At 71.1% G+C, this 13792-nt stretch carries 12 protein-coding genes and 1 pseudogene; 9 read left to right on the top strand and 4 right to left on the bottom strand.

What is annotated here, in order from left to right; all coding sequences use genetic code 11:
• Positions 1–47 precede the first annotated feature (47 nt).
• A pseudogene (locus AB5L52_RS46350) lies at positions 48–161 on the bottom strand (ethyl tert-butyl ether degradation protein EthD); the annotation flags it as partial.
• A 227-nt stretch (positions 162–388) separates the two neighbouring features.
• Here AB5L52_RS46350 and AB5L52_RS46345 point away from each other — a divergent pair.
• On the top strand, positions 389–1303 hold the full coding sequence (locus AB5L52_RS46345; protein ID WP_369369193.1) for a helix-turn-helix transcriptional regulator: 915 nt from the start codon (positions 389–391) through the stop codon (positions 1301–1303).
• A 134-nt stretch (positions 1304–1437) separates the two neighbouring features.
• Here AB5L52_RS46345 and AB5L52_RS46340 read toward each other — a convergent pair whose 3' ends face one another.
• Positions 1438–2367, bottom strand: coding sequence for a ScbA/BarX family gamma-butyrolactone biosynthesis protein (locus AB5L52_RS46340; protein WP_351027705.1), 930 nt, complete (start codon positions 2365–2367; stop codon positions 1438–1440).
• A gap of 143 nt (positions 2368–2510) precedes the next feature.
• Here AB5L52_RS46340 and AB5L52_RS46335 point away from each other — a divergent pair, with 143 nt between their 5' ends.
• Together AB5L52_RS46335 and AB5L52_RS46330 are read left to right on the top strand one after the other, a co-directional pair.
• Complete coding sequence (locus AB5L52_RS46335; protein WP_369369192.1) at positions 2511–3143, top strand: ScbR family autoregulator-binding transcription factor; 633 nt, start codon at positions 2511–2513, stop codon at positions 3141–3143.
• Between the two features lie 95 nt (positions 3144–3238).
• Positions 3239–4021, top strand: coding sequence for an SDR family oxidoreductase (locus AB5L52_RS46330; protein ID WP_351027701.1), 783 nt, complete (start codon positions 3239–3241; stop codon positions 4019–4021).
• A gap of 48 nt (positions 4022–4069) precedes the next feature.
• Here the strand turns inward: AB5L52_RS46330 and AB5L52_RS46325 are convergent, their stop codons facing one another.
• Complete coding sequence (locus AB5L52_RS46325) at positions 4070–5251, bottom strand: IS701 family transposase (RefSeq protein ID WP_369369191.1); 1182 nt, start codon at positions 5249–5251, stop codon at positions 4070–4072.
• A 264-nt stretch (positions 5252–5515) separates the two neighbouring features.
• On the opposite strand from AB5L52_RS46325, the gene AB5L52_RS46320 reads away from it, so the two are divergent.
• Positions 5516–6178 (top strand): TetR family transcriptional regulator, encoded by a 663-nt coding sequence (locus AB5L52_RS46320; protein WP_369369190.1) that lies wholly within the window; start codon positions 5516–5518, stop codon positions 6176–6178.
• A gap of 163 nt (positions 6179–6341) precedes the next feature.
• Positions 6342–7208: a transketolase gene (locus AB5L52_RS46315; RefSeq protein WP_369369188.1), complete on the top strand. Its 867-nt coding sequence runs from the start codon at positions 6342–6344 to the stop codon at positions 7206–7208.
• Between the two features lie 50 nt (positions 7209–7258).
• Here AB5L52_RS46315 and AB5L52_RS46310 read toward each other — a convergent pair whose 3' ends face one another.
• A complete protein-coding gene (locus AB5L52_RS46310) occupies positions 7259–8158 on the bottom strand; it encodes a LuxR C-terminal-related transcriptional regulator (protein WP_369369187.1) in 900 nt (299 codons plus the stop codon).
• A 369-nt stretch (positions 8159–8527) separates the two neighbouring features.
• Between AB5L52_RS46310 and AB5L52_RS46305 the strand changes: the two genes are divergently transcribed.
• The 4 genes from AB5L52_RS46305 (at position 8528) to AB5L52_RS46290 (ending at position 13659) form a co-directional block, all read left to right on the top strand.
• Positions 8528–9874 carry a sugar phosphate nucleotidyltransferase gene (locus tag AB5L52_RS46305; RefSeq protein ID WP_369369186.1) on the top strand — a complete coding sequence of 449 codons (1347 nt, stop codon included), beginning with the start codon at positions 8528–8530 and terminating at the stop codon, positions 9872–9874.
• Positions 9875–9898: 24 nt separating this feature from the next.
• Positions 9899–10600 (top strand): SDR family oxidoreductase, encoded by a 702-nt coding sequence (locus AB5L52_RS46300; protein ID WP_351027690.1) that lies wholly within the window; start codon positions 9899–9901, stop codon positions 10598–10600.
• Between the two features lie 315 nt (positions 10601–10915).
• Positions 10916–12160, top strand: a complete 1245-nt coding sequence (locus tag AB5L52_RS46295) for a transposase (RefSeq protein WP_351577971.1) — start codon at positions 10916–10918, stop codon at positions 12158–12160.
• A complete protein-coding gene (locus AB5L52_RS46290; protein WP_351577974.1) occupies positions 12157–13659 on the top strand; it encodes a maltokinase in 1503 nt (500 codons plus the stop codon). Before AB5L52_RS46295 ends, AB5L52_RS46290 begins: the two co-directional genes overlap by 4 nt.
• Positions 13660–13792 lie beyond the last annotated feature (133 nt).

Below are 13792 nucleotides of genomic sequence, written 5' to 3'. Positions count from 1 at the left end.
ATGCCGATGTCGGTGTCGAGGACGACGGCGCGCCAGAAGGCGGCTCAGCGGGGCTCGTCGAGACGGGCACCCTCAAGGAACTCCGGGGTCTGCAGAGAGGCCAGCTGCTCCTCCTCGTTCCTCAGCCAGATCTCGGCCACCCCGCTCCACAGCGGCTCGTCGTCGCCGGGCTGCGGGATGCCGGTGCCTTCGGGGGACTGCTGCGATCAAGGCCGGTGTGCGGCGGCAGGGGCAGCCGCGCAGGCGATCCGGCGACCTTCTTCGCAACGTGCCGAAGTAGAGGCAGGGTTCGCGTTGCTGGTACCGGCGGACCTGGTACTCGTAGAGCCCGCATGGTGTGCTGCCCGGGAGACCGGGCGGGGGGAGACTGTCCGCCCTCCTGGACCTCATGGACCAGCGAAGTGAACTGTCCCCCTTCCTGCGCACCCGGCGGGACCGCATGTCGCCGGAGGAATACGGCTTACCGGTCGGCCGTCGCCGCTCTCCAGGGCTGCGGCGGGCGGAGATCGCCCAGCTGGCCGGGATCAGCGTCGACTACTGCATCCGGCTGGAACAGGGACAGGCGGGCCGGCCGTCGGCTGCGGTCCTCGACGCCGTCGCCCGCGTGCTGCGCCTCACCCCGGACGAGCGCGAGCATCTGTACGTCCTGGCCCGCGCGGAGACGACCCCGCGGCGTTCCGCGCCGACCGGGAAGGTCAGGCAGAGCATGCGACGTCTGCTGGAGCTGAGGGACCCCACCACCCCGGCACTCGTCATCGGCCGGCGCATGGACGTGCTGGCCTGGAACAGCATGGCCGCGGCTCTCATGGCCGAGGACTGCGCCGCCCTGCCCCGGTCCCGGCGCAACCTGCTGTGGCACGCCTTCTGTTCGCCGGCCGCGCGCTTGCTGTACGTCGGCTGGGAGACCGCCGCCCGGCAGGGCATCGCCTTCCTGCGGTTGTCCGCCGGACGCTGTCCGGATGATCCCGCGATCGCCGCCCTGGTCGGTGAACTCTCGGTCAGGAGCGAGGAGTTGCGTACCTGGTGGGCGCAGCACGACGTGCAGGACCGCGGCAGCGGCCGTAAGGGCTTCAACCGTCCGCTGGTGGGGCGGCTGGACCTGGACTACGAGGCGCTGCAGCTGTCCGACGGCCCTGACCAGCATCTGATCACCTACACCGCCCCTGAGGGCAGTTCCCCGCAGAGCGCCCTGGAACTGCTCGCGGTGATCGGCCGCGAGGGGATGACGGTCGGCGACGGGCCCGGGCCCGGCCGGGAGGAGGAGGTGCACCACGGCGCCGGCCCCGGCGGTTCGCAGACCTGACCGGAGCGCGGAGTGCCCGCGGGATGGAACCGGCCGGTCCCTGACGGCGATCCCCCGGGAGACGGAGAACCCCGCCCCGCACCCGGGGACGGGGTTCCTGGCGGACCGGTACGGGCTCCTTGGTGCCGTGCGGCTCAGACCGCTGCAGACTCGGTCGTGACGGAGAACGCCGGCGCGTCGCCCTGGTAGCCGTCGACCCGGATGCGCCCGTGCCCGCCGTCGCCGCAGTCGAGGGGCGTGGCGGTGATCCAGCAGGGCTGATCGAGCTCGACGTACCGGAAGAAGGTGGCCTCGAAGTCGAAGGGCACGACCCGGCGTGGCGCGGCGCAGGCGTGTGCCGCCTGACTCGCGGCCTCCAGGAGCACCATGCCGGGGATGTGGTCGTGGGCGTGGTCGAAGAGGACGCGGTGCGTGGTGTCCGCGCGCAGCCGCCAGTGGTGGGGCGGCCTCCCGGCCGACAGCACGACGTCCCGTTCCGTGACGCGGCCGACGGCGGCGGGCGGCAGGGCGGGGGAGAGCGGCAGGGCGTGGTCGAAGACCTGCTGGGCGTCGGCGTGGCTGCCGCGCAGCCGGTCGTAGATGGCGGGCGGATAGGCGGAGTAGCGAAGCTCCGCGGTGCCGAGGTCGCGGCCTTCGCGCACGGCCGTGACCTGTGTGGTCAGGTGGATGGTTCCGCCTGCCCGGCGCTTGACGTGGGTGTGCCGCATCCGCAGTTCGACCGTGCTGTCGCCTCCGGTGCGGTGCAGGGCCGCGGGGTCGCTGGTGCTCCTCAGGTATTGCCAGCTCATCCGGTGGCTGAGCGGTATGTCGAAGACGGTGTGGGTGAGGACGAGCGCGGCCTGGCGCACGCTCTCGCCGAACAGCAACGGGCTGTACGTTCCGTCGGGCAGGGCGTAGAAGCCGTGGGCCGCAGGCCAGTGCACGGTGACGTACTGTTCGCTGTCGGTGCTCGGACGCCAGTCGGCGACCAGCGCTTCGGCGGTCTCTGACTTGCGGATGGAACCTATGATGGCGCTCTCATCGGCCTGGGCGGCGGCGGTGGTTGCAGCGATGCTGACGGACATACGAGTCTCTCCCCCTGTGAACACCGTGATGGACTGCTGAACTCCGCTGTGGGATGACCGCGTTCGGGGTGCCGGGTGGTGCCTCTCGTCATAAGATAGAGAAAGCAATTTTTTTTGTCGAGGGAGACCGGAAGGAGCTGGACGTGGCCGAGCGGACACCGAAGCAGGAGCGGTCCCAGCGGACGAGGGCCGCGCTACTCCAGGCGGCAGCCGAGATCTTCGGCGAGTCCGGTTTCGCCGGGGCCAGCGTGAACAAGATCGCCAACCGTGCCGGGCTGACGCTCGGGGCGCTGTACTTCCACTTCGAGAACAAGGAGGCGGTGGCCCGGGAGATCGTCCGCATGCAGCCCTCCTTCGTGCCGTCGTCAGGCAGCTCCGACGGCCTCCAGCGGGCTGTGGACATCACCCTCGGCTGGGCCTACGGCCTGCTGCGGGACCCCATGCTGGTGGCCGGCGCCCGGCTGGTCGCGGAGCAGGACGCCTTCATGGTGCCGGGGGAGAACTCCCACCGGCAGTGGACCGCGATCCTCGCCGAGGCACTGCAGGCGGCGCAGCGCAAGCGTGAGATCCGCGCGGCGGTCGACGTCGATGCCGTGGCCCGGCTCGTCGTCAATGCCAGCACGGGCGCCCAGTTGCACGCGTTCGCGGAGTCGGGGCCCGGCCGCGACGACCTGCCGCATCGCATCGAGGAGATGTGGCGCTGCCTGCTGCCGGCCATCGCGGTCCCCTCCGCCGCCAAGCGGGTCGAGTTCGCCAAGTCCCGCGTCACGGCCTGAGCTTGACTCTCTGTTTTCCGAATGCGCTTTCGGTTTGAACCGTAGCGGGCCAGACTGTCAGACGCGAGGTCATATACGTCGAACGGGGGAGTGCGATGGTGAGGGCCACGTGTGCCCGAGGGGTGCTTGCCGGAAAGCGCATCATGATCACCGGTGCGTCCAGTGGCATCGGCGCCGCTGCGGCCAGAGTCATGGCCGCCGAGGGGGCGGCCGTGACGCTCATGGCCCGCAGGGAGGAACGGCTGCTGAAAGTGGCCGCGGAGATCACCGCGGCCGGCGGCACCGCCGCCGTGGTGGTCGGTGACGTCACGCGGTCCGCCGATGTGCAGCGGGCCGTCGCCGTGACGGTGAGCACCTTCGACGGGCTGGACGGCGCGTTCAACAACGCCGGCTGGGGATCGGTGGGGACCGCGCTGCACGAGACGGACGACGGCGACTACGACCGCATCATGGACGTCAACGTGCGCGGCGTGTGGAACTGCCTGCGCCACCAGATCCCGGTGATGCTCCGCCAGCCCGCCGGCGGGGCGATCGTGAACACCTCCAGCACCGCGGGCCGGTTCGCGACCGGGGTCCTCGCGCCGTATGTGGCGGCCAAGCACGCCGTCCTCGGCATGACGCGGGCCGCGGCCGCCGAGTACGGCGACCGTGGGATCCGGGTCAACGCGCTGGTCGTGGGTGCCACCCGGACCGAGATGCTGAGCGACGCGTTCAAGAAGATCCGGATGCCGGAGGAGCACGCGACATCCCGGGCGATACTGCGCCGGCTCGCCGATCCGCAGGAGATCGCCGAGGCCGCGGCCTGGCTGTGCAGCGACCGTTCCTCCTTCGTCACCGGTGCCGACGTCCCCGTGGACGGGGGCTGCAGCGCCGTGTGACCCGGTGCGCCATGTGTCCGGCCGGCATCCGCGACGACGGACGTCCCGTCAGCCGCTGAACCGTTCGAAGGTGTACGCGGCGGACACCAGCGTCATGTGGTGATGCCAGCCGGGGAAGGACCGCCCTTCGAAGTCGCACAGCCCGAAGTCCTCCTCCAGGGCGGTCACCGTCGCGGCGGTGCCCCTGTGCAGAGCGGCCAGCGACCGCACCTCCTCGATCTGCCGGTCGACCAGGTTGGTGATCCAGATCCGGCCCGGCTGCTGCCGCTGCGGGGACCACTCGGCGAAGAGACGGTGGACGGGGCGTGCCGAGGGCCCGCCCTTGCCGAGCGCGGGAAGGCGAACCAGGCAGGAGGCGGTGCGTACGTGCTGCTGCCGGCCGTCGGCGGTGTTGCTGGTGGCGCTGGTGGCGGTGTGCGGATGCCGCGTGCTGCGCGCGCGCAGCACCGCTTCGGCGGTCTGGGCCGCCGGCCTCGCGGAGAGGGACCGGGCGGACCCCGGGGGTGTCGGCCCGCCGGGGTCGACCGGGAGCCGGCCCGGTACGGCGACGACGAAGTCCTGCTGATGCCGGCTCAGCGCGCGCACCAGTGAGCCCGCCTCCTGGCAGTCGCTCATGTCGGCGACCACGGGCACCGCCGTATGGCGGGAGCGCTCCACCATGCTGTCCACCAGGGCGAGGGCGTGCTCCCACACCGGGCGGTGGCGCACGGACTCGGGAATGCGCGCTCGCCCGCGCAGCTGCTGGTCCGCGGCCCAGCGCTCCGACAGCAGCAGGTGCCAGTCCACCGGTACGGCCACGGTCCGCGTGGACAGGAACGCGCCCATCGCGAGCTGGCAGTTGAGCGTGCGGCCGGAGGAGGCCACGAAGCGGCGCTGGACACCGACCGAGCGGTCGCCGCGCTTGGGCAGGACGGCGCGGCCCAGTGTCCAGGCCCGCACCGGTTCGCGCTCCTGCGCCCAGTGGGCCAGCTCCCGCCGCGCCGGTCCCCAGTCCCAGGGGCTGCTGTTGATGAACTGGTGCAGGGACTGGCCGGCGGTGGGGGAGGCGGAGACGGCGGCCGCCAGCCGGCGCACCGACTTCTTGCCCGGCGTGGCGAGCAGACCCTCCAGGTAGGCCTGCGCCCAGCGGCGCTGGTCGGCCCGCGGCAGGTGCGCGAAGAGCCTCTCGGCGAACGCCGCCACGGGTGTCTCCTCCAGCAGGGACGTACGGGACGCGAAGCGCACGGCCATGATGCAGTCCTTCCCGAGGACGTTCGCGGTGGTTCGGCTGCTCCAAGAATAATAGCGGTTCTTTTTTTTCTCTCAGAACGGACAGGCGCGGCGCATGGACTTGGCCAAGTCGGAGCCGGTCTGGCGCCATTCCGCGGGGCGGTGTTGCGTCCCCCCGCCACCTGCAACAACCTGGTCGGTACACCCACCGCCGTCCGGAGATTCCACCGCGTGCGGGGTCCACATGATTGGCGCAGAAGACGCTCCTATGGCAGACGAGTTGACATGGTGAAGCAGCAGCGGGCCCTGCGCACGCGCGGCGCGCTGCTGCGTGCGGCCGCCGAGGTCTTCGACGAACAGGGCTACGGCGGCGCCTCGTTCACCCAGATCTGCAAGCGGGTGGGCATCTCCATGGGCGCCCTGACCTACCACTTCTCGACCAAGGACGACCTTGTGGCGGCCATCCGTGCCGAGGGCCGCGCTGCCACCGCCTCCACCGTCGAACGGGTCGTGTCGGGCGCGCTGCCGCCGCTGTGCGCGGCGGTCGAACTGACACTGGCCGTCACCGATCTGCTGGCCGCCGACGCCGCGGTGCGCGCCACCGCGCGGCTGTCCCGCGAGCGGCCGGCTCTGGAACCGGCCTGGGCGTCACTGTGGGCCGAACCGCTCGGCGACCTGATCCGCCGGGCCGGCGCCGGCCGCGGACTGCGCGCCGGCGTCGACCCCGACACGGTGACCGCCCTGGCCTTCCACCTGGTCACCGGCGCGGAGACGGTCCTGTGCCACGACCGGCACCACCACGGCACAGCCCCGGACAGCTCCACGACCCGCGAGCTCGCGCGGATCTGGCAGCTGATCCTGCCCGGCATCGCCGCCGTCCCCTGCGTGCAGCACGCGCCGCACAACGGTGGGACGCCCCTGGCCCGCCGGTCCGAGAACCTGTCCTGACGGGGGCTCTCCGCCGTCACATCGCTTCCCACTTAGGCAAGTTGCCAAGGTAGGCCCGCAGTCGGCGCGCAAAAACAAAAAAGAAACACTTTTTATGTGATCGTGATGGGTACCACGGTCAGCTCTCCGGCAACACGAATCCATCTCCGAAAGGGGTCGCACTGTGGGCACTACGACGTTCCGGGCGGAGGACGTCTACCGCGAGGAACTGGCGAAGATCGGGGCGGAGGACGGTCGGGTGGTGTGTGTGGAGGCGCTGCCGCCCCGTGCCCGGCACCCTTTCGAGACGGCTCACCCGGACCGGTTCTTCCAGCTCGGCAGTGTCGAGGGCGCCATGGTGAGCATGGTCGAAGGGCTTGTCACCGCCGGATTCAGAGTGTTCGTGTGCGGACTCGGCCCGGGCACCGACAGCGGGGCGGCGCGGTCTCCGTTGCTGACACTCGCCTATCTGGAGGCGGGTGCGTCGGTCGTGGTGCCGGACACCCAGGCCTGTTCGGCGGAACTGCTGCGCACGTCGCGCGTGCGGATCGCGGTGCCCAGCGGCGTGCAGGAGATCAGGGCGGTGGTGCGCGGTGCGGCACGTGCGGTGCGGCCGTATCACATCCGCATCGGCTCTGGGGCTCCCGTCGACCTGACGGCGCACTGGACCGGCGCAGGAGACGGCGACATCCCCGCAGTGGTCTGGGACCTCGGCGAGGACCTGGGACTTCATGAGGACGCGGGGGTCTGCATGGTCTCCGTCGGTGAGGACGGCACCCGGCTCGCGCTGGCGGTCCGGGAGCGGTCCGCGGAACCCGCGCACGCGCACCTGGTGTATCTGGACGACAGCCACCTGGCCGCGGCGGCGGGCGAACTCGCCCGCCGCTACGACCGGTTCGTGGTGCTCGGCGGACACCGGGGGCCGGGCGGGGTGTCGCAGCGGCTGAGCCGGCTGATGCCCGGCTGCGCCGTGCAGGAGACATCGATGAGCGGTGAACTCACCGCCGACGTCGACCGGGTGCTGTCGGCCGTTCGAAGGCTGCGGCCATGAGGGTACGCCGGAGCGGCCGACCGCGGCCGGTCCGGGCGGCGGCTCCCGGATCAGTCGCGCGGCGACTCCAGGAGCTCGGACCTGGCCAGCAGATAGGCGAGGTGAGCCCGGCTGCGGCTGCCCACGAGATCCGACGCCTTCTTGATGTGATGGGACACGGTCCTGCTGCTGATGCCGAGGCGCTTGCCTATCCCCGCGTCCGTGTGGCCCTCGACCATGAGCTGCAGCACGGCCCGGCGGGTCTCGTCCGTCAGCAGCGGGGGCCTGCTGTGGTCCTGGGAGATGGTGACCGGCTCGGCGCGCTGCCAGGCGTGGTCGAAGACCTTGACGAGGTAGTGGATGAGAGCCGGGTGCTCCACGGCCAGCGCGGTCGTCTGCTGGTCGTAACGGGGGTCCGGAATGAAGGCGACGGAGCGGTCGTAGATGATGACCCGGTCGACGATCTCGTCGAGCGTGCGCACCTGGGCGCCGGCGCTCGTCACCCGCTCGATGTAGGCGAGCGTCGGGCCGTGTGTGCGCACCGAGTGCTGGTAGAGCGTGCGCTGCCGCACGCCACGGCTGTTCAGCCGCAGTGTGCGGGGCAGGGTCTTGCCCAGCGCGTCAGGGTTGCGGGCCCCGCCGGGATGAGCCGTCAGAAGCTCTTCGCAGCAGGCATCCGACGCCCGCTCCAGCGCCGCGTAGATGACGTCCGCGCCGTGCAGCAGCCGTACGGAGGCGGCCGAGGTGCGCTGTTGGGCGCGGTACACGTCCTCGGCCGCCGACAGGGCGTCGTAGATGCCTGCCACCGTGTGCTGCTGCGCGAGGATGGCGCGCTCCAGCGGGCGGGTCAGGTCGTGGGACGCGATGTCGGGCGGTACGGCGACCCAGCGGGCGCCTGTTTCGGCCTGTTGCCGCATCAGGCCCAACTCGACCAGGCAGTCCGGGACGTCGTCGGAGGTGGGGCCTTCCACGAGCGCGCGGCGGTAGCGATCCAGCCCGCGCTCGCACAGAGGTACGACATTGGATCGTGGACTTATGTCCGAATTTCTGCACACTTTTCCCCCTTGCTGGTTCCCGCAATGCGCGATCCCGAGCCTACCGACTCATGCTTTCCAGCCTTTTACGCGCCATGCTTTTTGAGGCGGAAGGGCGCGGTGCCTTTTCCGTCCAACGGAGGGGATGAAAATGCGACGGAAGCAGGTTTCGGTCATATTGCCCCATGGGGTGGCCGTGCCGCCGGCGGAATCCGACGACGAGAATTGGTGCGTCGTTCCGGTGTAGACCGGCCAGGCGCGGCGGGATTCGGACGACGACACATAATTCACATTCACGGGGGTGCAGTGGGCGTGGAACGTGACGAGGAAACAGTCGGCATCCTTCTGGCCGGTGGCAGAGGCGAGAGGGCCAAGCCGATCACTCTCAAGTCCTCGGACTACATTCGGAGCAAGGCGCTCATTCCATTCGCCGGCCGACGTCTGGTCGAGTGGATGACGGACGCCTGCCGAGAGCAGGGCGTGCGTCGGTTCTACGTCGTGACCCACGGCCTGGAGAACCGCAATCAGATCAAGCTTCTGCTGGGCCACGGTGAGCGCTACGGGGTCGACATCACCTACTCGCGCTCCCGGTTCGACCGGTACAACGTGGGCTCGGCGGGCGCCACGCTGCACAACCTGGAGCAGTGGGACCTGCAGGGCCGTGCGCTGGTCCTGCCCGTCGACTCGCTGTTCGACTTCGATCTGGCGGCCATGGAGGCGACACATCGCGCCGAGGCCGCGGTGGTCACGGTCGCGTCCGTGGCCCGCACCGCGGCGGAGATCGCCGGCAAGTACGGCGTCATGCGGACCGACGAACGCGGCCTGGTCCAGGGCTTCGTGGAGAAGCCCGGGGCCGGTGAACTGCACTCGCTTTTCCCCCGGACGATCGATGATCCCACCGCGACCCTGGCGACCAACGCCGGGATGTACCTGGTGGACTGCGGCCGCCTGCGGATGCTCGCCCGCGAGCCGGAGCTCTTCCGGCAGTCCCACCAGCGCCTGGACTGGGGCGGCGACCTCCTGCCCCACCTCGTCGAACGAGGGGTGCCGGTCGCCACCCACACCATCGGGCGGCTGGGCGACATGGGCAACGTGCCCGACTACCTCCAGACGGTCCAGCTCGTGCTCGACGGCGCGTACGAACAGATGAACCGGCTGATGGCCGCCCCCGACCGGACCGGGCCGCGCTGCTGGATCCATGAGACCAGCCTGCAGACGAAGGACGACGTCACCGGCACCACGCTGGCGCAGAAGATCGAGGAGGGCTCGGTCGTCATCGGCGCGGGCGTCCGGATCGGGCGCGATGTCGAGATCGGACCCGGGGTGCGCCTGGAGCACACGGACATCGGCGACGGAGCCGAGATCCGGGAGCACGCCACCCTCGTCCGGTCCGCGGTGGGCGAGTCAGCGGTGGTCGGCTCCTGGGCCGACATCACCGACACCTACATAGGCCCCATGGCCCAGGCGCTCTCGGAGCGCGTCAGGCCACTGCGGCTCGAGCAGTTCTCCGCCATCGGCGACGGAGCGGTGCTCTGGCCGGGATCGCGATTCTGCGGGGTCACCGTGTACCCCCGACTGCGGGTTCCGGCGCTGGCCGGCGTACCTGCACAGACCGAGCTCAGGCACGCTGACGACATCCTGCGCTGGGTGTGACGGCGCTCATTCCTGGAGGGGACCATGCAAAGCCCCATTGCAGTCATCGGAGGGGCCGGCCGGACAGGCGTGATCATCACACGCCGGCTGCTCGACGAAGGCCACCGAGTACGAGTGATCAGCCGTGATCCGCAGCGCGCAGTGCTGCCGCTCGGAGTGGAGACACACCCCGCCGACGTGCGGTACGCGGACGCACTGGGTCCCGCCCTGCGCGGATGCTCCGGCATCGTGTTCGCCGTCGAGCCGGGCATCGCCGACTCGGGTCCGCAGAGCCCCGAGAGCACGGTCTACGACGGGGTGCGCAATGTGCTGGCCGCGGCCGCCGACGGCGGACAGCGCCCGCAGGTGGTGCTGATCAGCCAGATCTTCGTGACGCGGCGCGAGCACCCGATGAACGCCTACGGACGGCTGCTCGACTGGCGGCTGCGGGGCGAGGACGAGGTGCGCGCCTCAGGGCTGCCCTACACCGTCGTACGCCCCAGCTGGCTGACGGACGACGACGTCGCGGGCGCCCGGGTGCGCCTGGAACAGCAGGACCGGGGCGACGGCTGGGTGTCGAGGAAGTCGGTCGCGGAGGCCTGCGTCCAGTCCTTGCGGCTGCCGGCCGCGGGCGGGCGGACCTTCGAGCTCTACAACGAGCCCGGACAAGCGCCCACCGACTGGGGCCCGCTGTTCGACCGGCTGATTCCCGACCGGATCCCCGCGTATCAGGTGCCCGTTCACTGACGGGCGCCCGAGCGCCCCCTGATCGGCGAGGCGGAGCCGGCGATCGGCTCGCCCCGCTGCAGACCTGCCGGTTCATTCCCCCGTCGCCGGCGGGCAAGGACACGGGGCCGGTACGAGGCGCTGCGCATCGCCCCTCGGCCCCGTGTCCAGCACCACGCTTCTCGGCTTTGGCTGCCACCGAATGCCGTGCCGTCGCCTGCCGATACCCGGCACGCGGCTGTGAGGCCTGCCCGGATTCGGCGGGGCTCGGTTCTCGCAGCACGGATCTCGGCTCACCGGGATGTGGCACACCTTTTTGATGGAGAGGGTTGAACGGTGTCCGCAGAAGACCAGCAGACGCTTCCCGACGGCGTTTCACAGAACGCATTCACTGAGGTTCTCTCTGCGCTGCGTTCCATTCCGCGAAGTGACCAGCGCCGTTGGGGAGAGCTGTATGCGCGCGGGCTGCTCGCGGTCCCGGGAAAGAAGACCATGCGTGCTCTCGCCAATGGCGCGGGCAGTGGGGCCGAGCAGAGCCTGTACCAATTCATCAGCAAGTCGCCGTGGGACGCCGACGCGGTGCGCCGCGACCTGGCAGGGTTGCTCACCGAGCGGATGCAGCCCCGGGCCTGGGTGGTGCAGCCCCTCGTGATCACCAAGGTGGGGCAGCACTCGGTCGGCGTGGAGCGGCAGTGGGTCTCCCAGATCGGACGGGTCGTCAACTGCCAGCAGACGACGAGCGTCTGGTTCGCCTCGGACCGGGGCAGCTGCCCCGTGGACTGGCAACTGGCACTGCCCGAGTGCTGGACGGACCAGGAGGACATGCGCCGCCGCGCTTCCATCCCCACCCATGTCGGATCGTGCCCGCCGGAGCAGTGCGCCGTCGACTCGGTGAGCAAGATGTCGCGGGGCTGGGGGCTGAACGGCCGGCCGGTGGTGATGGATCTGCGGCAGACGGCACCTCATCGGGTCTGCGCCGACCTGGCGGCTCGCCAGATCCCGTTCGTCGTCCAGGTCGACGCGTCGTCCATCGCCCCGGTGCCGCCCGAGCCGAAGCCCGCGCCGGGGGAGCCCGCCGACAGGGCAGGGGAGTGGGTGGGCCCGGCCGGGCTGCTCTCCGCGCTGCACAAGCACCGCATGCCGGTGGAGTGGTTCGACCCCATGGCCAAAGCCGTGCGGGCCACCTCGGTGGGCGCTGCCCGCGTCGCCCTGCGCAACGTCTCCACCGCCGGGCAGCCGGAGCGGCTGGACCTCGTCCTGCTGGGTGCCTGGGCGGCCCCCGGCCGACGTTCCCCGACCGAGTTCTGGCTCTCCAACCTCACGCAGTCGCAGCTCGGCACCGTGTACCGCACGGCCATGCTCTCGCGGCGCGTGGAGCGCGACCTGGCGCAGGTGAGCGACGGCCTCGGCATCCGCGACTTCGAGGGCCGGTCGTACCGCGGCTGGCACCACCACATGACGATGGTGTCCCTGGCGCATGCCGTCACGGCGCTCTCGTCGCCCCGCGCGCAGAGCCTGTTCCCGCCCACGGGCCGGGCTTCGCTCGCACTGGCACGGGAGACGAAGGTGAGCGCCGCATGACCGAGACCGCTCGGCGCGCAGTGACGCCGTGGCGGTCCGGTGGGCCGCCCGCCGAGGACCTGGACCGGATCATCGACGCGCTGTGCCGGCTTCTGCCGGCCTGGCTGCCCCGGCAACGCTGGTACGCGGGCAAGGGCCATGCCGCCCCCGAGGTCCGGCCCCTCCTGGCGGAGGCCGTCGTACCGGGCGACCCCGCGCTGGTGCAGACGGTGTTCCGGTCCGGCGACGGCGAGTGCTACCAGCTCCTCATCGGGGCGACGGCCGCTCCCGCCGAGGCCGGCACGGGCGTGCCCGCCGACACCGTCATCGGCACCAGCCGTACGCGGGACGGGCGGCACCTGACGCTCTACGAGGCGGGATCCGACCCGGAACCGCTGTCGCGACTGCTCGACCGTTTCGTCGCGGCCGAGCCGAGCGGAGCGCTCGCATTCCACAGGTTTCCCGGCGCGCGGATCCCGGAGGGGCTGCGGGCCAGACCGCTCACCGCGGAGCAGTCCAACACCTCGGTGGCCTTCGGCGACCGGATGATGCTGAAGGTGCTGCGCCGAATCGTGCCGGGGGCCAATCCCGAGCTGGAGATGCTGGCCGCACTGGAGCGGGCGGGCGACGTGCCGAGCGCGGCGCCGCTGGCCTGGGCGGAGACGGTCGGCCCGTTCGGGGCCGAGCCGGCCACCTTGTGCATCCTCCAGGAGTTCGTGCCCTCGCGTGGGGACGGCTGGAGCATCGCCACCGCGGAGGCGGAGGCCTGTGTCCGTGGTGCGTGCGACTCCGTGGCGCCGCCGGGCGGTTTCTCGGCCGAGTCGTTCGCGCTGGGGCAGGCCACGGCGCAGGTGCACCTGGCGCTCGCACAGCAGCTGGAGGCCCGCACGCTGAGCCCGCCGGAGACCGCGGAGCTGACGGACGCCCTCATGACCCGGCTCGACCACGCCCTCGCCGAGGTGCCCGACATCACTCCCTACGTGCGCGGGCTGCGCACGGCGTACCAGGACCTGCGCGAGACGGTGCGGCGGGGCAACCCGCTGCCGGTCCAGCGCGTCCACGGCGACCTCCACCTCGGACAGGTCCTGAGGGCCGCGGACGGATGGGTCCTGATCGACTTCGAGGGCGAGCCCGGCCATCCCCTGGCGGAACGGCGCCATCCGCAGCCCGCGGTCCGCGATGTCGCCGCCATGCTGCGGTCCTTCGACTACGCGGCGCATCATGCGCTCGGCCGGATTCTCGGTGCCCCGCCCGCAGAACGGACCTCCGGCGATCCGCGTGGCACCCGCCTGACGCGCAGGGCCTCGGCCTGGGCCGTCCACAACAGGCGCGCCTTCTGCGCCGGTTACACCGCTGCGGGCGGCCGGGACCCGCGTACGAGCCCGGTGCTCCTGCGGGCGTTCGAGGCCGACAAAGCCGTGTACGAGGTGCTCTACGAGGCCCGCAACCGGCCCGAGTGGCTGCCCATCCCGCTCGCCGCGGTGCGCCGGCTCGCGCACGGGAACCGCTCCGCGGGCTGACTCGGGGGCACTGCCTGCGCGGTCGACTCCTTTTCTCTGCCCGCGGAGTGAAAGTTCAGGAAGTCGGTTTTCTTTCTTTGCCCCTCTCGATGACTGCTGGCCATGCTGAATGGGCCCGTCCAAAGGAGAATCC

The sequence above is a fragment of the Streptomyces sp. CG4 genome (genome assembly GCF_041080655.1).
In the GTDB taxonomy this organism is placed as follows: domain Bacteria; phylum Actinomycetota; class Actinomycetes; order Streptomycetales; family Streptomycetaceae; genus Streptomyces.
The sequence above is the reverse complement of the archived record's forward strand: the minus strand, read 5'-3'. Positions and strand labels throughout refer to the sequence as shown.